Source organism: Mesorhizobium sp. SARCC-RB16n, assembly GCF_008520305.1.
Lineage (GTDB): Bacteria > Pseudomonadota > Alphaproteobacteria > Rhizobiales > Rhizobiaceae > Mesorhizobium.
This window is the reverse complement of record NZ_ML703305.1, coordinates 1-20,988: the sequence shown is the minus strand read 5'-3', so window position 1 is coordinate 20,988 and position 20,988 is coordinate 1. Positions and strand designations below refer to the sequence as shown.

Genomic DNA, 20,988 nt, shown 5'->3' with positions numbered 1-20,988 from the left:
CAACCTCGGAGGAAAGACCGACGTGTACACGAAGCAGGCCGATCATTCATTGATGCGAACGGAATATGGCGTTCTGGTCTGGCGCCTGTTGGAGCATCTGCCGGATGGTCTCAGCCCCGAGTTCGGCGCCTCGGTCGTTGAGGTCGCACCGGGCGATGCGGTCGATCCGCACGCGCACCACGAGCACGAACTGTGGCTGCTGATCTCTGGTCATGGAGAGTTCGAAGCTGACGGTCAGGTGCGGCAGGTGAGCGAGATGACGTTGTGCTACATGCGACCACACCAAAAGCACACTATCCGCAATGCCAGTCAGGACAGTACGCTCAAGTTTCTATCTATTTGGTGGGATTGACATGCGCACTTATTTTGTTTGCCCCGCCCCTCCTTGCCCCAACGGCAAACTACATCTCGGTCACGTCGGCGGCGTATACTTACTCGCCGATATCTTCGTGCGCTTTCAGCGTATGGCTGGCCATCGCGCGTACTATATCACGGGTTCGGATGAGCATGGTACGTATACGTTAGTAAAGGCGCGAAAGCTTGGACAGCCTGTTAGCGAGCTCGCGCAGAAACACATTCACGAAATCTTGCAGTGCTTGCGCGCGGTGCAAATCACGCCAGACGTGTTTGTGCGGACATCTAGCGAGATCCACAAAGAGAATGCGCTGGCGATTTTCCGCGAGTTGCAGGAGGCCGGCTATATCGACGTGCGTAAGGGGGTCCAACTCTATTGCGAACATTGCGACGAGCTCGTTGCTGACTCGCTGGCTGCTGGACGTTGTCCGGCGTGCTCTGCGGCTACCGATAGTAATTTGTGTGAGAACTGCGGCCTAGCTGTTCAGCACGACACAATATGCAACGCGCGGCACACCACGTGCGGCGGTAAACTAGTGCTGAGGCCTATCACGCAGGCCGTGTTCGACATCCCACGGCTGGCTCCAGCGCTGGACAAAGCTATTGGACAAAGCGCCTGGCCCGAGGTCATTCGCGACAAGGCGCGCGCTTGGTTAGCCTGCGACGTGCATGATCTGCCGATGACGCGCCATTTCAGTCATGGTGTGGAGCTAAAACAGCCTGAACCTTTGATCGGCCATACCCTGCTTACATGGTTTGAGGGCCTGTGGTGTTTTGACACCGGCATTCGTGAGCAATGCGCCTACAACAATCTGGACGCCGACGCAGCATTACACGACCCGAACACCCAACTTCTGTTTTTCATGGGGCAAGATAACCGCTTCTACTACACGATAGGTGTGACCGGCGCCCTGCTCGCGCGCGGCTATCCAATTCCCAAAAATCATTCCGTCCAGGATTTCTTCAAGCTCGAAGGCGAAAAGTTTTCCACCAGTCGTGATCATGCCCTTTGGACCGACGAAGTGGCGCGCGAGGTCGGCCCCAGTGTACTCCGTTACGCGCTGGCGCGGGTGGCCAAGCCATTCGAGAGCGATGAGAACGATTTCGATGTTGACAAGCTGATCATGGCAGCCTCACGCCTTCGGGTCTGGGAAGATGCATTACGCCACTATGCCCAGAACGCACACACCGTGGACAGCAACGGTCTCTGCCCTACTCTACGCAGCCTGGCTCAGCGTTACGCCGACGCAGTCGAGGCACTGCGGTTCTGGGATGCGCTTGATATCATCGACACGTGCTTCGAGGTCGCTGACCTTGCGCGTGGTATCTGGAATGCCGCGCAGGTCTCGTTCTTCCTGAGTCTCCTTTATCCCGTGGTACCTGAGCTAGCGATACGCTACGGTCAGCATTTCTTCGGTGCAACATGGCAGCCGTCCCTCAAGACACTTGCTGCAACTGCTGCCTTGCCAATAGTGGAGATGGACTTCCCGTATTTCAGCGCGCCAGTACCTGCTGGCTTCATCGCAGGGTACAATAAACGTTTTCGCACAGAACAGACTAGACAGCCTGTCAAAATTTGAACGGCAAAACCATGAATTTTCGTACCTCCAAACGCAGATACCTCGCTCGGGGCGTTGCCACATTACTTGGGTGGACACTTCGAACTACCGGAATTTGGCCCCAGTGCATTATTGGGACACAGATATACGGTAGGATTTATCTCTCGGCTGGTTGCCGGCGGTGTTCAGCCACGATCCTCGACACCGCCGGCTGGCTAACCACGTAGAGCCTCGCCATTTCGGCGGCTGATTTTCGTCCGGACAGAACGCTTTCGGCGATCTCCAGGCGCATCTTGGGATTGAGTTTCTTGCGACGGCCACCGATCCGGCCCTCGGATCGCGCTAAGGCCAATCCGGCAGAGTTGCGTTCCCGGATCATGGCGCGCTCGAATTCGGCGAATGAGCAATGAGCCAACCATCAACCATCTGCATTATCATGCGACCTGCCGGCGTCGTCGTGTCGATCGCCTCGGTCAGCGAGCGGAATCCCACGCCGGCCGTTTCGATGCGTTCCATGATGTGCAGCACGTCCTTGAGCGAGCGCGACAGACGGTCGAGCTTCCAGGCGACGACGGTGTCGTCCTCTCTGGCTGGTCTCGCGGCGGGCGGCGATCGCATTGATCATGCCGAGCTCTTTGCGAAGGCGTCGGCCGCCATATCCTCGAGGCATGCGATATCCGCCTTCCACCTGTAGCGGCCGACTCGAGACGCGCCGCTGGCGTCGACGAGATGATTGGCGCGGCCCTTGATGCCGTCGCCCTTGCTGATGGCCTGCGCTTCGACGACGCTGTCGGGGATCTCGTCGATCCTGGCAATTCCAAAAAGAGCGGGCGGCATGCGCAGCGAGATCACATTGGCCTGGCCGGGCAGCCGCGCGGCGGCTACGACCGCGCTGCCATCGTGCGACATGAAGCGTCGCGCGACAGGATTGTTGGGATTGTCGATCGGCACAGCGCATCCCGAGGCTGGATCCATATGGGTGACCCTGCGGGCGAACCGTCTCTCGTCGGCGCTCGCGCCGCCAAGGCCGGTATGGCGGATCGGACCTGTTCGTCGCCAATCGCGGCGACGGATCGTTGCTGAGCGTGAGCCAGGACGGCCGCCTGCTCGCCCGGGCGACGATCGATGTTCCAGGCCTCGGACCGATCGGTCCCGACCGTCTTCGCGCAATCGCGACGTCGGCCGGCGCGCAGCGCATCTGGATAACGATCGCCGGCAGGGTGCCCGGATTTCCGGGCCGCGAAGCGGCGCTCCTCGAGATTCCGGCCTTTGACGAGCACGACGCGTCGGCGGCGATGCCCGAGACGAAAAAAGGCTGTCACCGCCGACACAGCTCTCGCGGCTCATTGAAGCCAGTTGTTTCAGACCGATTTCACGCCTCAGACGGGCCTCGGTCTCCTGTTCAACGCAACGTCCTGCGTGGCTTGACGCCGGCGAGCGTCGTGTGGCTGGAAAATCGCGGATTGGCGATTTCGGGAATAGCGGGGACGATGTCAACCGGAAGGACGAATTCCGGCAGCGAGATCGCGTGTGTCCGGGTCACCCTGAATTGCCGCCCACCTGGGAAAGCCGCACAACCAACGCTTTGAGCCGCTGCTGAGCCGCGCATGGTGGCGGCATTGGCTTGAGCTGTTTGATCTGGCCATGGCGGGCGATCATGGCGGCATCGATCCTGTCGGTCTTCTCCAGGAAGCCCATTGCTTCGGCGAAGTAGCGCACACTGCGGGCATTGGCCATGCCGCAGCATACCCCCAACTCCCACAACAGCAGGAAGGCAAGCCGTTCGTAGCCGCCACTGGCCTCCATGACGACAAGTTCGACGTCGTGGCCCTGACACCAGCCGGCCAGGTCGGCAACGCCTGCCGCATCGTTGGCGAAACGGCTAGCCGCCCCGCTCGGCTCGACATGGGCATCGAGCATCCTTTCGAAACATCCACTCCACATATGATCGTGTTCACGGTAACCTGCCTTGTGCGTGCGATTGGAGCCAAGCGACTATTCGGTCGTACGTGACGAAGGCGAAGATCCCAGGCTCATCCACGGTTGTAACCGAAGGGGTTGTCGGGCGACTTCGCGAAGCCTCGAATCGGATGGCCGTCCGGTTCGAGGCTCTGTCGCTTCCATCGCACAAAGTTTCCTCCGTGCAGATACAAGATGGTCAGGTGTTCTTGGTCGATGACAACGCCTCATCCAGTACAGCAAGCGCTGTGTCGAGGCTATCGGCGGCCGACGCCTCGTAGCCTGGCATGATCATCAGCTGTGCTATGGCGCGGTCGACAAATTCCGGGTTCAGCTTTTCCAATCGGTCCCTGGTCTTGGACACCTGTTCCGGGAAAGCGCGAAGGGCGTTGACCAGGGGCTCCAATTGAGACCGTGCCGCAGCGGCGAGATCGAAAATGTCACGCGGTTTGGCTTCCGATCCTCGGTAATAGACTTTTTTGACGATGATTTCGGGAATGGTCTCGAGCTGAACCGCCCTGCCCTCAACTTCACATGTCTTGAAGGGCGTCGGCGTCAAAGCTCCGGCAACGATGAAATCGATCTCGCCGACGTTCTCGAAGGCGAATTTTTGAAACCGAAGCCCGTCACCTTGATAGTCCGATGGGATCAGATCAAAACGCATGTGGCTTCTGGATGGATCAATGAAGCCGAGCAGTTGCGGGTCGTCGAGGAAAATATCGATGTCACGGCTTTCACGATGACCGATCTGAATCATCATGGCCGTGCTCCCACCAAACGACCATTCAAAGTCATAGCCGCCGGCGTTCTCTCGAAGCTGGTCGATCAAGTCGACGGCAATAAGAAAAAGCCGCCGCCACTCGGAAGGGCGCCGGCTATCCTGTCCAGCCATCACGCAGCGAGCGGATAGCTCTCGCCGGACCAGGCAGAGAACGCAGCGGCAAAGGCCTTAAGGTCGGGGACCGGGATGTGATGCACCACTGCGAATTCGACCTGCAACGCGGGAGAAACCTCACCGAGAAAAGCGCTGACATGGCCGGGGTGCTGTTTGGCCAAGTCGAGATCCGCAAGGCAATGCGCCAGCGCCGCGTCGTCCAGCTGCAGGCTGTAGGGCGCGTTCACGGTCGTCAGGACGGATGCCAAATGATTGCTCATAGTGGTCCTAAGCTAGTAGTTTCGGGCCGGCGACACAAGTTACCGCTTCTTCGCTGTCGTCCAGTCCCTGTCGCGCTGCGCTTAAATATGAGATTGCGCCGGCTTTTTGTAATCGCTGCACCTAATTATGAGATTCGATGGCCCTGAGTCTCAATTCAACTGCGGTGGGGAGCTTCTCGCAACCGACATGCCAGCGCCGATTGAGGCGAACCGCGCATAGTGGGCGCCAAGCGTTTGGTGCTGGAGTTCGGAAACCAGTTTGGGGCCTTCCTGGTGGATGATTGAGGTACCAGCCAGGAGAGCTATGCGGAGTCCGACAGGCAAAATGGGTCTTGCAATCGTGGATCTTGGGAATCCCTGCTCGGCCACGCACTCATCGAAACCTTGGACGACGGCGCCAAGGATCGTGGAGTGGTCTATCGATACCTCATGGTTGAAGGGCTTCGGGCACCGCCGCACGAGCAGCAATCGGACGATATCGATCCGCGATGCCCAACCGGCAGCTGATCCCCTCAGCGCATGTTCGATGAGCCGTTCACCGTGGAGGGCATCTTTCCAAAGACCCTCGAACGGCGATAGCGGGCTAATAAGCGCAGATGCTGCGTCTCTTATGTCTTGTTGCCGTAGTCCGCAGACGGGACAGGTTATCCGCCAACCCTGGGTCCAGCTTCGCTGCACCGCAGTTGTTGCGCCCTGCCCTCTGTTTTGCTCTGCACAGGCGGTGCAGCGTTGAATAGCATGTGGCGCGACGAGCCGCGCCGCCGATTTTGGGAATCCAGACGCGGTCATTGCCAAAATTGCAGACGACTGGGTTCGAAACAGCCTCGCAAGCGGCCGGCGGAGTCTCATCATTAAGATGCGCGCGATAATGATGCCGCCAGAGATCGAAGTCCGCGGATCGGGCTTGTGGACCACCGTATTGCCGGTGGCGAGCGCCGCCGCGATCGCGCGGATCGACAGGACTAGCGGGAAGTTGAAGGGCGAAATCACCCCAACCACTCCATGCGGCACGCGGCGCGCGAAGTTGCGGCGCCCGATATCCATCGACGGCAGCATCAGGCCATTGGGCTCGATCGCCGCCGCCGCGGCATGGCGCAGGAAGCCGGCTCCGTGTTCGATTTCGATGCCGGCCTTGGGCTGGATCGAGCCGGATTCGCGCATGATCCAGCCGATCAGCTCCTCGGCATTGCGTTCGAGAATGTCGGCCGCCTTGTTGAGCATCGCGGCTCGTTCTGCCGGCAGCCTTGCCGCCCAGGCGGGTTGCACGGCGCGGGCGGCGGATGCGGCGGCGGCGACGTCGGCCGGGCCGGCCAGCCCGACCGATGCGAGGATCGCGTCGGTCGCGGGGTCCGCAATCTCGAGGAGGAGCGCGTCGTTGCCCGCCAACCGCCGAGGAAGGCCTTGCCCTGCCAGCGGCCGATATCGATGAAGCGGTGGATGTTCATTGAGCTGTTCCTCTAGTCGTTGGTCGACCTGGCGCGAATTTCAGGCGCGGGAGGCGTTCGGTATCCTGCGGGCAAAGCTCTGCCATCGCCGCCGGCATGTCAGCGCCGACGTCCGCAAGCTCGTCGAACAAGAAATCCGTTAGCCGAGCGCTATGGCTGGGTACCGCGCCCGAGCTGTGCGATCCAGCGCCGCTGAATGCGGGTTGCACGCTGCCGATGGAACGGCGTGGTGAGCCCACTACTGCGTTGCCGGGCCATATCTTGCCCGGCGCGAGAGCACTCATGTCCACAGAACGGGATTGCACCGGCCGTCACCACTGTCAAAAAAAGGCGAAGTGGTGATCCGGCGCGGTATCGACGCTTAGCTTTTGCCGCGCTTTGGCGATTAAGCGTTCCAGCGTGGGAATCTGCGGCACCCCTTCGATCACTTCGTCGCCGAGAACCAAGGCCGGCGTGCCGGTGATGTACAGATCCGTGGCGAGCGTGCGATTGCGCTTGAGGGTGTCTTCGATGGCGGGATCTTCCATGTCCCGCCTGAGCTTCTCAACGTCGAGGCCCACCTGTCGTGCGATAGTCAAAATGGAAAATTCGCTGACCTGGCCCCGAGCAGCCATAAGGGCGTGATGAAACGACTCATATTTTCCCTGTTTGCGGGACGCGAGCGCCGCCACTGCGGCGAATTTGGAACCCGGTGCCTTGCTCGGAAACTCTTTGTAGACAACCTTCAGCTTGGGATCGTTCTTGAGGGCTTGCTGGATTATAGGGTCTCCCGCCCGGCAGTGCGGACAGTTGTAGTCCAAAAACACCACCAGAGGGACGTCGCCATTCGGGTTCCCAGCAGTTGGCGCAGAGGGATCGTTGAAGAGTGCGTCGCGCCGCTCCGGAATGAGCTTCCGCCAATCCGCCTCGAGCAGGCGACGGTCTTCGCGAAGGTGGCCTATACCAGGCGGATGAGATTGCACTGCGAGCCCGGTAAGAAGCAGGGCCAGGATTAAAAGAGCGATATAGCCGGCTCTTGGTTCAGGCATGGGTCAGGCTCCAATTAACAGTGAACAGCAGGGCAGCAAAGAGGCTTGCGGAGCGCGGGACTGCGCTGCGTTTTGCAGATCATAATCAACTTACGGTCTCCTGACCGGATCAGGTGGGCTCCTCCCTCCCGGGCATCTCCCGTCGCTGCGCTCCGGTCGAACGTTGCGCCGGCGTCGCGGCAAGCTCCGTGCCAATTGCGGCAGCGCCGGCAAACGCGCAGGTTTCCGGGTGGCCTCTCGCGCCGCGCTTTGCCGAATTCCCAGCACTCGCTGCTGGCGAATACCGCACATTCAACTCGGCGACAGGCCGCGGGACCGGCAGCGGAATCCCCGCTGCCCTGCCCTGTCCGCTCATTCAGCGGTTGGCGGCGCAAACAGCGGCGCGGCCTCGGCCCACTGGTCAGCGGTCCGGAAAGCCGCCACGGTCGCCATGGGCGCGGACTGGAACCGCCATCGAGGCGGCTAGCTTCCAGCGCCCCGTTGTGCCTTCGGACAAGATACGCACGATCTGCTTTTGCGTCTTCACCTTCTCGGAGACATGGCGTCGGCGACCTGCGTTTCAGCGATATGCGCCAGCACCGCGTTGGGTACTTCCTTGTCGCGTATGCAGATCGAAGAAGGTCTCGTCTGGCTGCCACAATGTGCTCATGCCAACGTTCAGATGGTTACCGCCCCGTTGGACCACGGCGCATCCGGTCCTCCAGCCACTCGCCATGACGATGGTGAGGGCGCGTCGGAGAGCGTCAAAATGCGGGCGAAGATTGGGGCCGTGGTATAGTCGCCGCCATTGCCGCCGCCTTCGCGCCGTCCTAATCCGGCGCCCCAAACAAAGCCAAAACCTCGGTTTTCGGCTCGAGTTCCCGGGTCAAGCTCGACGTTTCGTTCACGACGATCTGGCGTGAGCGACACCGTGGCGCCTGGCGTCGATGCTTCAGACGACGTTGGGCGCTGGCCACGCCTTTTCCGCCTGCGCGAAGCTGCGTGATCCCGTATCCGAAAGCTGACAGCGACAGACAAAATGTCAGGTTCACTACAACTGGACATCTGGGCACTGTGGAGGTTTTCACCGCAAATCGCGCTTGTTGGGCGCTGAGGTGCTGGCACGGTCTTTTAACTTGAGAGGTGGCAACTCGTTCGGGCCGGGGACACAAGTTGCCGCTTCTTCGCGGTGTCCGGCCTGAGAGAAGGATCGATCTCCATAACAACTTCGCCGTCAATGACCGGGTCCGCATCACTTCAAGGCCCTGGGCTCTGAGACCCCCTCCCCTGCCTAACGCGCACAGAGTTTCGTTGCTTAATGTTTCTCCAGTCGTTCCCGACGGGCCTGGTTCGAACTAGTAACGCTGAGATCCGGCCGGCGTGAAGCGAGTGGTGAGAGAATGGGGGTCGGCACCCTGGGGTGCTCAGCTTCAAGACCCCATCGAAGCCCATGAAGCAGCAGCCTTCTCGATTGCTGCACGCGCTCATGAGTAGAGGTTCTTATGTCTCTGTCGTGATCCTCAAATGTGTAGGTTTCATACTGCGTCGCGGCGAAGGAACGGGGCTAAGCCGCCATATGATCCCGCTCGACTTAGCGCCTGCTCTAATGTTGAAATTCGGCGACCAGATTTGAGTTTCACGTGAGTCGTTGTTGAAAGTTGACTGCGGTCAACTCTGCCTCGAACGGCGATCGTTAACCTTTCGTTAACATTAAAATTCTTGCCGGATTGAAAGAATCAGAGCTACATGCGGTTAGCGGGCCGGAGTGGCCATAAAATCGCATGTGCGGGATATTTCGATGAATGTGAAGCCGACGCTCCGTGAGGAGATCGCAGAGGTCGATGTGTTGCTGACCGAGCAGGCTCGTGAGTTGTCGGCCATGCTTCACGAGCATCGGCTAGAGATGTTCCCGCCAAACGCCCAGAAAACTCTCCGGCCACTCCAGTTGTCAGAGGCCGCCCAATATCTGGGTGTAACCAGTGGGTACCTGAAGAATTTATCACTCGAAGGCAAGGGTCCGCAGCCGATAGTAACACCGTCAGGCCGTCGCTCTTACACTGCCGATCAGCTGATGGAGATGAGGCATTTCCTGGACAAAAACAGTCGGACGATGGCGAAATACGTTCCCTGCCGTCGCGGGATAGAACACTTGCAGATCATAGCGGTGGTAAATTTCAAAGGCGGCTCTGCGAAAACTACGACGGCCGCGCACCTGTCACAGCATCTAGCGCTCACGGGACATCGCGTGCTCGCAGTTGACCTCGACCCTCAAGCCTCGCTCTCAGCTCTGCACGGTTTCCAACCCGAAATTGATCATAACGAATCTCTCTACGAATCTCTCCGCTACGATGACGAACGAAAGCCACTGTCATCGCTGGTTCAGAAGACGAATTTCCCAGGTCTCGACATCGTTCCTGCGAACCTTGAACTGCAGGAGTTCGAATACGATACCCCCCTCGCCCTGTCGCAGAAAGATGGGTCCATGGGGCGCATCTTCTTTGGGCGGCTCGACGACGCTTTGACTGACGTGGCGGAAAACTACGACGTTGTTATCATCGATTGCCCTCCACAGCTCGGGTACCTGACGCTGACGGCGCTCTCTTCGTCAACGGGCATCTTAATTACCGTGCATCCTCAAATGCTTGACGTGATGTCGATGTGTCAGTTTCTTTTGATGATGGGCGAGGTCATGGGTACCTTGAAGCGGGCGGGTGCGAATATGCGACTTGATTGGCTACGGTATCTCGTGACACGCTACGAGCCGACAGACGGACCTCAGAGTCAGATGGTCGCGTTCATGCGTTCGCTTTTCAAGCAGCATGTGCTCGTCAACGAAATGCTCAAGAGCACTGCCATTTCCGACGCCGGTATCACAAAGCAATCACTCTACGAGGTCGACCGCGTGCAATTCACTCGTTCAACCTATGACCGTGCCATGGAATCCCTGCATCGGGTGAATGCCGAGATCACGGGCCTGATCCACAAGGCATGGGGACGATAATGTCCAGAAAGAATCTGCTGAGCTCGCTGACGGACCGAAAGTTGACTGCAGTCAACTCGGCTCCCCTCGCGGACAGTTTCGTCACGGCAATGCCACCAGCGCTAGAGCGAAACCGGAGCCGGGGAGCCTTTGGGGCCATTACAAGGTCGATTGACGAGTTAGCCGAGAAAGCGCAGTCAGCGAAAGAGTTCGAAGCCCGGCTGCTCGAAGGCGAAACCGTTGTCGATCTGGATCCCGACTCAATCGATGTCTCGTTCGTCGCCGACCGCATGGACGAGGACAGGGAAGCCTTCGAAGAGTTGGTAGAAGCCATCCGCCAACGGGGGCAGGACAGCCCAATCCTGGTGCGACCGCATCCGGCAGTCGGCGGCCGATACATGACTGTTTTTGGCCATCGGCGTACACGAGCGGCCAAGATACTCGGAAGATCGGTGAGGGCTGTCGTCAAGGATCTTGGCGACAAAGACCACGTGATCGCGCAGGGGCAGGAGAACAGTGCGAGGGCAGATCTCTCGTTCATTGAGAAAGCCGTCTTTGCCAGCAACTTGGAGCGCAATAGCTACGATCGCGACGTGATCATGGCAGCGCTGTCTGTCGACAAGACCGTTGTCTCAAAGATGATATCAGTCACCAAGGACATTCCCGAGGAAATCATCAAAGCTGTCGGATCTGCCAAGAACAGCGGCCGAGACCGTTGGTATGACCTCGCCAAGAAAATCAGGGGAGGTGGCGTGTCTGTCCGTGAACTCATTGCCTCGCCCGATTTCAAGGCTGCTACCAGCGACGACAGGCTGGAGATATTGGCACGACATCTTTCAGCAAAGAGAGTGGGCAAAGAGACGCCGCCTGCTCAGAGGGCGGCAACCAACTCCTGGGTCCCTATTGACAAGTCAATTAGCGTTACCCTGAAGAAAACTGCGAAAAAGGCCACTGTCACTTTGGAATCTGCTGACGGCCCGCCTTTCGCCGAGTTCATCGCCGGGCAATTGGACGCCCTCTACGAGGCGTTCAGGAAGTCGGAAAAGTAGAAACGGAGACGAAACCGCAAAAGAAAAAGGCCCCCGAACGGCGCGCCGTGGAAGCCTCTCTCAGAACTTAAGCACTCCGAGAATCGCATTTCCACGAATCACTGTCAAGCGTTGTGCGCTAACTTCGGCGAGCGGATGTCTTTTGCCTGATTGAAGGCGAAGAAAAATGGAAGTGGGAACGACGCCCTTTGGTGGGCGACCGATGACGCTTGCCTTGTTGCAGGCGAGGAATGCCACGCGCCAAGTCCCTGAAAGGGTAAGCGCCGACAAGTGGCAGCTGTATCGCTGGCTTTGCGAGGGCAAGACCATCATTGGCGTCGGCGACCGCGCCCTGGCAGTACTTAACGGGCTGTTGTCCTTCTATCCCGACACCGACCTGAGCGAGGAAAATGGGCTGATGGTCTTTCCGTCGAACGTTCAGCTGTCGCTGCGTGCTCATGGGATGGCCGGCGCGACGCTGAGACGGAACCTGGCAGCTCTGGTCGACTGCGGCCTCATCGTCCGCAGGGACAGTCCCAACGGCAAGCGATACGCCCGCAAGGGAAAGGATGGCGCCATCGATGAGGCCTTTGGCTTCTCGCTGGCGCCGCTACTGGTGCGTGCCGAGGAGATCCGCTTGGCGGCCGAGCGCGTCGGCGCTGAAAACAGGGGGCTGAAGCTGGTGCGCGAGCGCATCACCCTCCAGCGTCGGGATATCCACAAGCTGGTCGACGCGGCGATCGACGAGGGCGCGCCTGGCGACTGGGGCGCGATCTGGCGACGGTTCAGGGCGATTGTCGAGGCAATTCCACGGCGTGCAACCCTGGAGGAGCTGGAGCCGATCGTAGCGGATCTGGGTACGCTGCGTGAAGAAGTGGATATGATGCTGGAAAGCTTCATGAATTCCATGAATCCGAGCGCCAATGAGTCTCACAGTGAGCGGCAGCAATCTGATTCAAACACCGACTCTATTTTTGAATTTGAACCTGCTTCAGAGAAAAGCACGGCACGGGCACAGCCAACCCCTGACCGTAACGAGCCGCCGAAAGGCTATCCACTTGGCCTTGTGCTGAAGGCGTGCCCGGACATCGTCGATTATGCCGTTGAGGGGATCGCCAACTGGCGCGACTTCATGATCACGGCGGCGCAGGTCCGGAGTTATCTTGGGGTTTCCCCATCGGCCTATGAAGAAGCCTGCCATACAATGGGCCAGGAGACCGCCGCCGTGGTGATCGCCTGTATCCTGCAACGAAGCCACCACATCAATTCGGCAGGCGGGTATCTGCGGGTGCTGACCGAAAAGGCGCGGGCGGGGCAGTTCTCGGTGGGGCCGATGTTGATGGCAGCGTTGCGAACGAACGGCGTGACGGCGAAGATGACGGGTTAATGCATGTCGCCCGGAAGTGTCCTCGGTTCCGGGCGACATGCATTAAATCAGAAGCTTACAGCAGGTCGGGCGAATCCTATTCGCCTCGACATGCTGTAGAATGTGGACGCATCGCAGGGCGCTGGGAGTTTGGCTTGGTTGGGCGAGACGATCGAAGACGCCACCTGGCGCCTGGAGGCAGCTTCCAAGCGCAGGACGTGCGTGAGATGACAGACTTCGGCGCGGTGGTCTTGCTGCGCCGGGCCGGATCTTCAGGCACGGCCGCTTTTCACCATTGGGAATAGTTGGGTCCGCCGGCACGGGCTCTTCATCGACCATCTGCTCGACTGGCAGGGACGCAACTTCGCTGCGGCGGCGGCCTCCGGAGGCAATGCGGTCAGGAGGAGGTCGCGGTCGTCGACCAGTTTTTCGCCAGCGCAGGCTAGACTATTTAGACTATCAAGTGGGCGGACAAAATATCGGCGGTCACCGCCTTTTTGCTCTTGCGGCCGCGTGGCCGGGCGCTGGCGCGCACCGCGAGTTTTATCGCGCTCTGCAGGCCCGGGCGGAAGAATTCCCCTCAGCCCGGGCTATGGGTCAAGGTCGACCAGCTCGATAGCGACGGCGGACCGTGCGCGGCATCGGTTTCGCGTTTGACCGGATCCCACAGGTGGTGGTGCGCCACGAATTTCAGCAACAGCGCGCGGCGCCGGCCAGGGTAGCGAAAGACCGGTCGCGGCAAGGCACCAGGCCTCCAGATGGCCAAGGTCGGAGGCTAGCGCCCGAAGCGAATTGTCGCCCATCCCTTCTTTTGCCAGGTGCCGAAGGGTCTCGACGTCGTCGTCGGTGAGGATTCTGGCCAGAACCTCGCGGCGGTCATACGGCAGCACCGCATCCATGGGGCATCGAGCGCCTCGGCGCGGTCGCAGTTTTTGGTCGGAAGCGGGTTTTGGCAGGCGAAGGTCCATGACGGAGGCTCAAAACAGATATTTTGTGTCGGCCCAGGCGAGCAGCACCGCCGCGTCGCGATCGGGCAACCGTATGCGTCCGGCACGAAGACCTTCGGCGATCGCGTCGCCAATGTCGGGATCGACCCAATGGCCGTGCGTCATGAGAAAGAACCAGGCGAACGGCAGGCCGATTTCGGCATCGATCGCTTCGATGCGCTCCATCAGCCGATGCACGGAGACAGCTTCATCGGCAAGCAGTTGCTCGGACGGCATTTTGAGCGGCCGCGGGATGAAGCCGATCTCGCGTTTTTGCTCGCGCCCCCCGAGGTCGTGGATGTCAAAGGCCCAGTGGTCAAAGATGCGGTGGTCGGCCGCGCTGGAGCGCGCCCAGTCGGCAAAGAAGCGATTTTCGCGGGGGACAAAATCGAACCAGCCGGGATTGGCGTCCAGGAACGGAATGTCCCTCCCACTCTCAGAGCCGACCTTGTGGATGACGCGGCTTTCGAGTTCGGGCCGGCGGGCCTCTCGCTGCTCGCGTTCGATGCGGGCCCGGCGCGCCAGGAAGCTGCGCATGTGGGCGATGCCGCCGCCGGTGCGGCCGCGCAGCCGGTAGACCGGGCCGGCGAGCTGCCGCGCCTCAACCGCGGACTCGCGAGACACCCAGGACGGCTCGAACAGATCGTCGGCGCGATAAGGGCGGTAATCGGGATCGACCACCGGTCCGGCCAAAACCTCGATCTCGCGGCCGAGCGCGAGCTGGACAAAATCGGCGACGCCCGGACCAGTCGGAGCAAAGGCGAAGGCGCTGGTGCCGCGCCATTCGGTGAATTTTTCTGCGCTTTCGCGATGCCGGCTCCAGAAGGCGGTGAGGTCGCCACCGACATCGGCCAGTGCGCGCTCGACCCAGGCGCGGTGGTTGCCGAGGCGCGTGCCGTCGGCGGCGACGACAGCATGAGGGTTGCACCAGTAGGGGTCGTCGATCCTCGCGACGGTAAAGGCAAAGCCCGGGAAGTTTTCGCCGAGGGCAGGGGCAAGCTCGGCGTCGGCGGTCACCGGATCGAGGCCGGCCAGCACGGTTTCGACGGAAGCGGCGTCGGGCAGGCGGACGGGTTTTTGCTCGGCCATGCCGGGTGCTTCTCCATCGGTCTTTGGCCAGAAAAGGCCGTCCAGAACGCCGACCGTACAACGCCGGGCCATCATGGGCGCCGAATCTGGCTGGTTTGGGTGGCGAGATCAATCACTACCGATGAGGTCTTTATCGATAGTGAAGTGGCTAGCAGAGAAAATACCCTGTGAATAAAGCAAACTGTCGCTTTTACTTCCCGATTACAATTAAAACGCTAAGGTGAAATTCCTGCTCTCTCGACTGGCTGTTGCGTGGCGGAAAACCGGGGGAGGGGAGGGGCCTTTTCTACAGTCCGGATGCCTTGGTGAGGTTGGTGCGAAACCGATCCCGCCGCCGTTGGTATTTGCGGGTCATTTCCGCTGACGCGTGCCCCAGCTGTTTTTGCACATAGCGTTCCTCGATCTCCGCCGACGAGGCGAGGCCGGACCGGAGCGAATGGCCGGCAAACAGCAGCGCACGTTCTGCTTCCGGAAGATCGGAGCGGACGCCGGCGGCGAGTGCGGTCTGCTTGACCAGGCGGGCGACGTGCTTGTCGGAAAGCCGACCGACGTCGACGGTTTTGTTGTCCCGAAAAATGCGCCGGAACAGCGGGCCTTTCGCGATGCGGCCGAGGCGGATCCAGGTCTCCAGCGCGACGACGGGGCAAGAGAGGTCGCTGGAGCCGCGGCCGACCTCGACCTCGCGCCAGCCGGTTTTTCCGCGCAATGTGACGAGGACGCCCTTGCCGGCGAAAATCTCGATCCAGCCGCTGCCGTCACTGTGGTCGTCGCGCGTGATGTCGAGACCGACGATTTCCGAGCGTCGCAATCCGCCGGCGAAGCCGAGCAGCAGGATGGCGCGGTCGCGCAGACCTCTGAGATCATGGCCGAGCGTGGCGATCATCGCCAAAAGATCGTCGCCGAGCACGGCTTCCTTCACGCGCGGCGGCTTGGCATGCTTGCGGCGGATGCCGGCGAGCACGGTGGCGATATGGCGGTCGGCGCGGTCGAGGACAAAACCGCGCTGGGTAAAGTTCCACGCCAGGCCGGACAGGCGGCGCTCGATCGTCGCGACGGAGAGCGCCGGGCCACCGCGCTTCTTGCCGCCGCCGGCAGTGGTGCCTACGGCACTGCCGGAGGCACAGGCGCTGATGTAAAGGCCGATGCTCTTCGAATCCGGGGGCAGGGGATCAAAACCGTTGCGCCGGCACCAGGACGAAAAATGCTGCCAATCCTTGGCGTAGGCGGCGCGGGTGTGGGCGGAACTGGCGGCGTCGGCATACGCCCGGGCGGTCTCGACCAGATCCTCGACATGCGCCGGGACGCGGGGTGTCGGCTGGCCCATCGCCATGACCAGATCGACGATATCGGGCAGCGCGCCGTCAAGCGGGTCGCCGTCGGCTGGCTCCTCGGCCGGGAGGTCGGTTGTGGCGGCTTTCGGCGGGGGATTTTGCATGCTGTGGCAGGCTAGCCGCTTACGTCCGATAAGGCAAGCTTACCGGACATGAGTTGGCCACGACAGGCTCGGCGGTTTGAGCTTATATAGGTTGCGTTAAGCGCCGCGATGCGCCAAGCTTTTGACGATGATTCTTCGCCCGAAAGCGCCCGCTCGCCTGCACGGCACCTTGCCCGGCACCGCCGCAATCGCGCCAGTCCCGGTGCCGGGCTGGCTGCGCCGGGCCGTTCCCGACGCGCAAAGCCTTGTCGCAAAAAATCTTGAGGACGTCGCACTCGCCGCCGGCGCCGCTCTGGGCGGCCTCGATGCGGTGGTGCGCCGGCAAGAGCGCTGGGCCGGCGCCTGGCGGCAGCGGCTGGCGCTCGCCGCGGCGGCGGTGACGGCGCGGCAGGCCGGGCGGAACGAAGACGAAGCGGCACTTCGCGACGCCGTCCTGCTGACTCGACCCGGCGATGACGTCGGTCCTGCCGGCCGCATGCTTTTGGCCTGGCGCAGGCTGGCGGCGCGGCCCGCGCAGGAATCGCTGGCCGAGACGGGGATCGCCGGGGTGCTGGAGGCCCTGGGGCTCGCCCACGACGACGAGACGGCGAGCGACCTGGCCGACGCGCTTCGGCAACTCGCTACGACCGAAGGCGCGGTCGGGATGCTGACCGGCGCCTATGCGCTGGTGGAGCGCCGCGGCTTGCCAAGCGCCGTCGGCGCGTGGCTCGCCGACGCGTTGCTGGCGCAGCGGCTCGGCTGGACCCATGCGGTGCCGTTGTTGGGCAGCGAGGCGACGGTGGGGAAAAGTTCCGGCCGCGCGCGTCTCCCGGTGTCTATCGCCTCGGTGGCGGCCGCGGCCTCGGAACGGCCCAAGCTGTTGCTTGCCGCGCAGGCCCGCGCGACTGTCCGCGCCATCGATCTCTTTGGCGACCTTGACCGCCGAGCGGAAAAATTGCTCGCCGTCGCGCCAAAACTCAGGGCCAAGGCGGCAGCCCTTGTCGTCGGCAGGCTGTTGTCGGACGACGCACTGGTTCCATCGGAGAAAATCGCCGGCATGAGCGACCGCGGCCTTCGACGCCTGTTTGATCGGTTGGTCGAGTTGGGCGCCGTGCGCGAGCTGTCCGGCCGGCCGGCCTTCCGCGTCTACGGGCTCTGAAGACCATGGCCGAGGCGATGCGCGCACGGCGGGGGAGAGCGGGCAACGGCCGGCCAGACGACGGTCTGTTTGATCGGGAGCTCGATCAGCTGCCCCAGGAGGCGCGCTGGCGCGAGTGGATGAACCGCGTCGAGGCGACAATCTTCGCGGCCAGCGAGCCGGTCTCCCGCGAAACGCTCGCCCGGATCGTGGGAAAAAGCTGCAGCATCGATCTTCTGATCGACGATATCCGCGAGGAACTGCGCGGCCGCCCCTACGACCTGGTCGCGGTCGCCGGCGGCTGGAAGCATCTCACCCGCCCGGCCTATGCCGACGCCATCCGCGCTGCTGTCGGCAGCAGTGAGAAGGCCGTGGACCTGACGCAGGCGGAAGTGCTGGTGCTGATGTGCATCGCTTACTTTCAGCCGATCACGCGTGGAGAGCTGTCGTCTTTCTTCGGCAGGGAGGTTTCTCGCGACCTGATCGGCCACCTGCGCGGCGCCGGCCTGATCGCCTCCGGCCCGCGCAGCCCGACCCCGGGCGCGCCCTACACCTACGTCACGACGAAAGAGTTCCTGCTCGAGTTTGGCCTCGATACGCTGCGCGACCTGCCCGACTTCGAGGCGCTCGAGGATGCTGGACTGCTCAGCAAAGAGAAACTGCTGGCGGGCGATATTCCGGCCGGGCTGGCGGGCGGGGAAGGCGATTACGAGAAAGAGGCAGAGGACGATGTGGTCGAGGACCCAGTGTCTTGAATGGTGGTTGCCGCGTTGCACGCCGCAACCACAGCCGCCAAGTATGGCCACGACGACTGGTTCTGTAGCAGCCGATGATCGGGGTCATCGACCGCAACATGATTGCCGCCGCGAAAGCTTGTCCGCACAGTGCCAGTATAGGTGCCGTAACATGACCGACCTGATTCCGCGAGGCTGAAGCGGGCGGGCATCTCGACCTCGTCCGCCGGTTCGCCATAGGCGTCAAAATAGGTGTACGGAAGCCAGGGCAGGCTGCTGTCGAGCGGAGGCATTTCACCACGAAATCTCAAGTTCCGGGTATTCCGCAAGGATCGACGGGCTGGGCATACATGCACGCCACCTGGGTCCACATGATCAGTACGATGGAGGGCCATTTGGACGGGCGGCAAATCCAGGTCAAGAGCTTCAGCAACTACGCAGAAGCCGAGGCTTATGTCCGAACCTCCTCCATACCACTCTCCGCCTACCTTGCTTACCAATTGGTGGTATGCGATCACCCTCGCCAACACCTTCGATGAGCCCATGGCAAAGAGCTTGGTCAGCGAGAATGAAGGCAAGAGGCGCAATCCCGGACGACTCCTACGCAACATTCGGTAACACTTACGTTCGCAAGGTGTGCTGCCCAATAGGCATTGCCTTTGGAATAACCGCCAACATCGCTTGGGCTGGCTATGGCGCTATCTGAGAAATGGGATCTGATAGCTAACTACGAGTCGTATGAGCTAGTTAAGCGCGATTATCATTTGCGACACGGCAGAACGCCAGCGACCCGTCATGCGCGAGAAATCTCGGCACCATTCAGTCACGCGAGGGCCTACTTCCGTTCGGCGCAAGGAGCGGACCCGACGGTCAAACCGTTGCTCCTATACTACGGCGTGGTAAGCCTTTCGCGCGGGCTGACATTGATCCTGAAACGGGGTCTACGCGAGGCTGCGCTTGCACCCAGCCACGGACTCAGCGTGCTAGACTGGGGGCACGAGCTGAGCCGAGACAATCCAGATTTCGCGGCCCTGGCAATGAGTGTCAACGCTTCTGGCACGTTTATGGACGTGTCGGACGCCACGGGCTTTCGGTCGCTTCTCAGGGGGGCCAGTTCGGTAGTCAACGAAACGTATGTCAATCCCCGCATCCCGGCTGGCGCTGTGATTGGCTTGGGCGATCTACTTTCTCGGCAGCCTGCCTTGGTGGACCACCACATGCGGTGGCGCGGGGAAACCCGGTGCCTTCAGTCGCAGATAGAGGGGTTCGGGGAGCGCGGTGTCATAAAGTTTCACAAGGGGCGTCCTTGGGTTAATCGAGCCAATGCCGAGGCGGTTCTTCAAGGGACCGAATTTGCCTTTGAGCTTGAGGACGCTGTCGCGCTGGTGTTCGTTGGACCTAATAGGCGAAATGCTCTTCCGGGTCTGACCGATTACGCGAGGGCCGCTTTCCTCAACATTGGGGACCTCTGGCTTCCCGCGCAATACCGGGGAAGAGCGAAACTCTCGAAGCTCAGCGCCTTATATGCGTTGTCTTACGCGCTCGGGATGCTTGTTAGATACTATCCCATGCAGTGGTCCGCGCTCGTCAAGGGACAAATCAACGACGCAGCTCTGCCAACGCTTGCCGCCGCTGTCGAGCTGATTGAGAGTGAGTTTCCAACTACGGTTCTCGACTTCTTGGAATTTCCATAACAGCGGCTCCGCCGAAGTACCAATATGTGCAATCTCTACAACATCACCACCAGCCAAGACGCCATTCGCGAGTGGACCCGCGCCATGCGGGACATCATGGGCAACCTAGAGCCCTCGCTAGATGTCTACCCCAACCGGCCCGGCCCGGTGGTCCGCAACGCCCTTGATGGCCAGAGGGAGTGACCTTGCCCCTCTGATCTAATCCGGTTTGAAGTTCGTTCTGGCCCATCGAGAGGACCAGGACATGAAAGGTAGCCGCTTCTCCGAAGAGCAGATCATCGGAATTTTGAAGGAACATGAGGCCGGGGTATCGGTTGCCGATCTGTGCCGCAAGCACGGGGTCAGCGACGCCTCGATCTACAACTGGAAGGCCCGCTTCGGCGGGATGGATGTCTCCGAGGCTCGGCGACTGAAGGTACTGGAGGACGAGAACACGCGGCTGAAGCGGCTTCTGGCCGACGCCATGCTCGACAATGCCGCGCTGAAGGATCTCGTGGGAAAGAAATGGTGACGCCCGCGGCCAAGCGGAAAGCTGTCGCTCGCCTGAAGGATGCCTTCGGGATGAGCGAACGGCGGGCGTGTAAAGCCATCGGCTGCTGCCGCATGACGGTTCGCTACGAGACCAGCCGTCCCGACGACCGTGAGGTCCGCGAGCGGATGAAGGCGATCGCGCAGGAGCGGCGGCGGTTCGGCTACCGGCGTCTTCTCGTGATGTTGAGGCGGGAAGGCCTCGTCGTGAACCATAAGAAGCTGTTCCGGCTCTACCGGGAGGAGAAGCTCGCCGTTCGTCGTCGTGGCGGCCGCAAGCGGGCGATCGGGACCAGGGCGCCGATGCTGGTTCCGCTGCGTCCCGACGAACGCTGGTCGCTAGACTTTGTATCGGACCAGCTCACCGACGGGCGCCGCTTCCGCATCATGGCCGTCGTCGACGACTGCACGAGAGAGTGCTTGGCACTCATCGTTGATACGTCCCTCTCGGGCATGCGGGTTGCCCGCGAGCTGGACAGGCTCGTCGCCGAACGCGGCCGGCCGAGGATGATCGTCAGCGACAACGTCCTAAGAGCGGAAGGAAATGGAGCC

Annotated in this window: 19 protein-coding genes and 3 pseudogenes; 10 read left to right on the top strand and 12 right to left on the bottom strand. The window is 61.1% G+C overall.

The window, feature by feature from the left end; translation table 11 throughout:
• Positions 1-22: 22 nt before the first annotated feature.
• Both C7I87_RS33205 and C7I87_RS33200 read left to right on the top strand, forming a co-directional pair.
• Positions 23-352: a cupin domain-containing protein gene (locus C7I87_RS33205; RefSeq protein WP_149908165.1), complete on the top strand. Its 330-nt coding sequence runs from the start codon at positions 23-25 to the stop codon at positions 350-352.
• A gap of 1 nt (position 353) precedes the next feature.
• The gene (locus tag C7I87_RS33200) at positions 354-1,934 is read left to right on the top strand and encodes a class I tRNA ligase family protein (protein WP_149908164.1); all 1,581 of its coding nucleotides are present in this window, start codon (positions 354-356) and stop codon (positions 1,932-1,934) included.
• Between the two features lie 136 nt (positions 1,935-2,070).
• Here the strand turns inward: C7I87_RS33200 and C7I87_RS36665 are convergent, their stop codons facing one another.
• The 9 genes from C7I87_RS36665 to C7I87_RS33155 form a co-directional block, all read right to left on the bottom strand.
• A complete protein-coding gene (locus C7I87_RS36665) occupies positions 2,071-2,292 on the bottom strand; it encodes a hypothetical protein (RefSeq protein WP_306440530.1) in 222 nt (73 codons plus the stop codon).
• The gene (locus C7I87_RS36660; RefSeq protein ID WP_306440529.1) at positions 2,289-2,531 is read right to left on the bottom strand and encodes a recombinase family protein; all 243 of its coding nucleotides are present in this window, start codon (positions 2,529-2,531) and stop codon (positions 2,289-2,291) included. Before C7I87_RS36660 ends, C7I87_RS36665 begins: the two co-directional genes overlap by 4 nt.
• A gap of 3 nt (positions 2,532-2,534) precedes the next feature.
• Positions 2,535-2,888 carry a cytochrome c family protein gene (locus C7I87_RS33190; protein ID WP_149908163.1) on the bottom strand — a complete coding sequence of 118 codons (354 nt, stop codon included), beginning with the start codon at positions 2,886-2,888 and terminating at the stop codon, positions 2,535-2,537.
• 427 nt (positions 2,889-3,315) lie between these two features.
• Positions 3,316-3,456 (bottom strand): hypothetical protein, encoded by a 141-nt coding sequence (locus C7I87_RS33180; RefSeq protein ID WP_188394104.1) that lies wholly within the window; start codon positions 3,454-3,456, stop codon positions 3,316-3,318.
• The gene (locus C7I87_RS33175; protein ID WP_246696521.1) at positions 3,453-3,833 is read right to left on the bottom strand and encodes an IS110 family transposase; all 381 of its coding nucleotides are present in this window, start codon (positions 3,831-3,833) and stop codon (positions 3,453-3,455) included. The genes C7I87_RS33180 and C7I87_RS33175 overlap by 4 nt, the downstream gene beginning before the upstream one ends.
• A 238-nt stretch (positions 3,834-4,071) precedes the next feature.
• Complete coding sequence (locus C7I87_RS33170; RefSeq protein ID WP_246696520.1) at positions 4,072-4,701, bottom strand: nucleotidyl transferase AbiEii/AbiGii toxin family protein; 630 nt, start codon at positions 4,699-4,701, stop codon at positions 4,072-4,074.
• A 62-nt stretch (positions 4,702-4,763) separates the two neighbouring features.
• On the bottom strand, positions 4,764-5,015 hold the full coding sequence (locus C7I87_RS33165; RefSeq protein WP_246696519.1) for a hypothetical protein: 252 nt from the start codon (positions 5,013-5,015) through the stop codon (positions 4,764-4,766).
• Between the two features lie 162 nt (positions 5,016-5,177).
• Positions 5,178-6,413 (bottom strand): aldehyde dehydrogenase family protein, encoded by a 1,236-nt coding sequence (locus C7I87_RS33160; protein WP_210250684.1) that lies wholly within the window; start codon positions 6,411-6,413, stop codon positions 5,178-5,180.
• Positions 6,414-6,792: 379 nt separating this feature from the next.
• A complete protein-coding gene (locus C7I87_RS33155) occupies positions 6,793-7,500 on the bottom strand; it encodes a DsbA family protein (RefSeq protein ID WP_149908160.1) in 708 nt (235 codons plus the stop codon).
• 1,777 nt (positions 7,501-9,277) lie between these two features.
• On the opposite strand from C7I87_RS33155, the gene repA reads away from it, so the two are divergent.
• The 3 genes from repA (at position 9,278) to repC (ending at position 12,874) form a co-directional block, all read left to right on the top strand.
• A complete protein-coding gene (repA, locus tag C7I87_RS33150; RefSeq protein WP_149908159.1) occupies positions 9,278-10,480 on the top strand; it encodes a plasmid partitioning protein RepA in 1,203 nt (400 codons plus the stop codon).
• Positions 10,480-11,508 (top strand): plasmid partitioning protein RepB, encoded by a 1,029-nt coding sequence (gene repB, locus C7I87_RS33145; RefSeq protein WP_188394103.1) that lies wholly within the window; start codon positions 10,480-10,482, stop codon positions 11,506-11,508. Before repA ends, repB begins: the two co-directional genes overlap by 1 nt.
• A 166-nt stretch (positions 11,509-11,674) precedes the next feature.
• A complete protein-coding gene (gene repC / locus C7I87_RS33140; protein WP_149908158.1) occupies positions 11,675-12,874 on the top strand; it encodes a plasmid replication protein RepC in 1,200 nt (399 codons plus the stop codon).
• 201 nt (positions 12,875-13,075) lie between these two features.
• Here repC and C7I87_RS33135 read toward each other — a convergent pair.
• From C7I87_RS33135 to C7I87_RS33125, 3 genes and pseudogenes are all read right to left on the bottom strand, one after another.
• A pseudogene (locus tag C7I87_RS33135) lies at positions 13,076-13,841 on the bottom strand (integrase); the annotation flags it as partial.
• Entirely contained in the window at positions 13,831-14,928 is a 1,098-nt protein-coding gene (locus tag C7I87_RS33130; RefSeq protein WP_149908157.1) for a hypothetical protein, read from the bottom strand. The pseudogene C7I87_RS33135 and the gene C7I87_RS33130, both read right to left, overlap by 11 nt.
• 286 nt (positions 14,929-15,214) lie before the next feature.
• A complete protein-coding gene (locus C7I87_RS33125; protein WP_149908156.1) occupies positions 15,215-16,363 on the bottom strand; it encodes a tyrosine-type recombinase/integrase in 1,149 nt (382 codons plus the stop codon).
• Positions 16,364-16,490: 127 nt separating this feature from the next.
• On the opposite strand from C7I87_RS33125, the gene C7I87_RS33120 reads away from it, so the two are divergent.
• The 5 genes and pseudogenes from C7I87_RS33120 to C7I87_RS33100 form a co-directional block, all read left to right on the top strand.
• On the top strand, positions 16,491-17,501 hold the full coding sequence (locus C7I87_RS33120) for a DUF1403 family protein (RefSeq protein ID WP_149908170.1): 1,011 nt from the start codon (positions 16,491-16,493) through the stop codon (positions 17,499-17,501).
• Positions 17,502-17,506: 5 nt separating this feature from the next.
• Positions 17,507-18,235, top strand: a complete 729-nt coding sequence (locus C7I87_RS33115) for an SMC-Scp complex subunit ScpB (protein ID WP_149908155.1) — start codon at positions 17,507-17,509, stop codon at positions 18,233-18,235.
• Positions 18,236-18,906: 671 nt separating this feature from the next.
• Positions 18,907-19,908 carry a YaaC family protein gene (locus C7I87_RS33110; protein WP_149908154.1) on the top strand — a complete coding sequence of 334 codons (1,002 nt, stop codon included), beginning with the start codon at positions 18,907-18,909 and terminating at the stop codon, positions 19,906-19,908.
• 24 nt (positions 19,909-19,932) lie between these two features.
• Positions 19,933-20,088 (top strand): annotated as a pseudogene (locus tag C7I87_RS33105) (SOS response-associated peptidase); the annotation flags it as partial.
• A gap of 64 nt (positions 20,089-20,152) precedes the next feature.
• A pseudogene (locus C7I87_RS33100) lies at positions 20,153-20,988 on the top strand (IS3 family transposase); the annotation flags it as partial.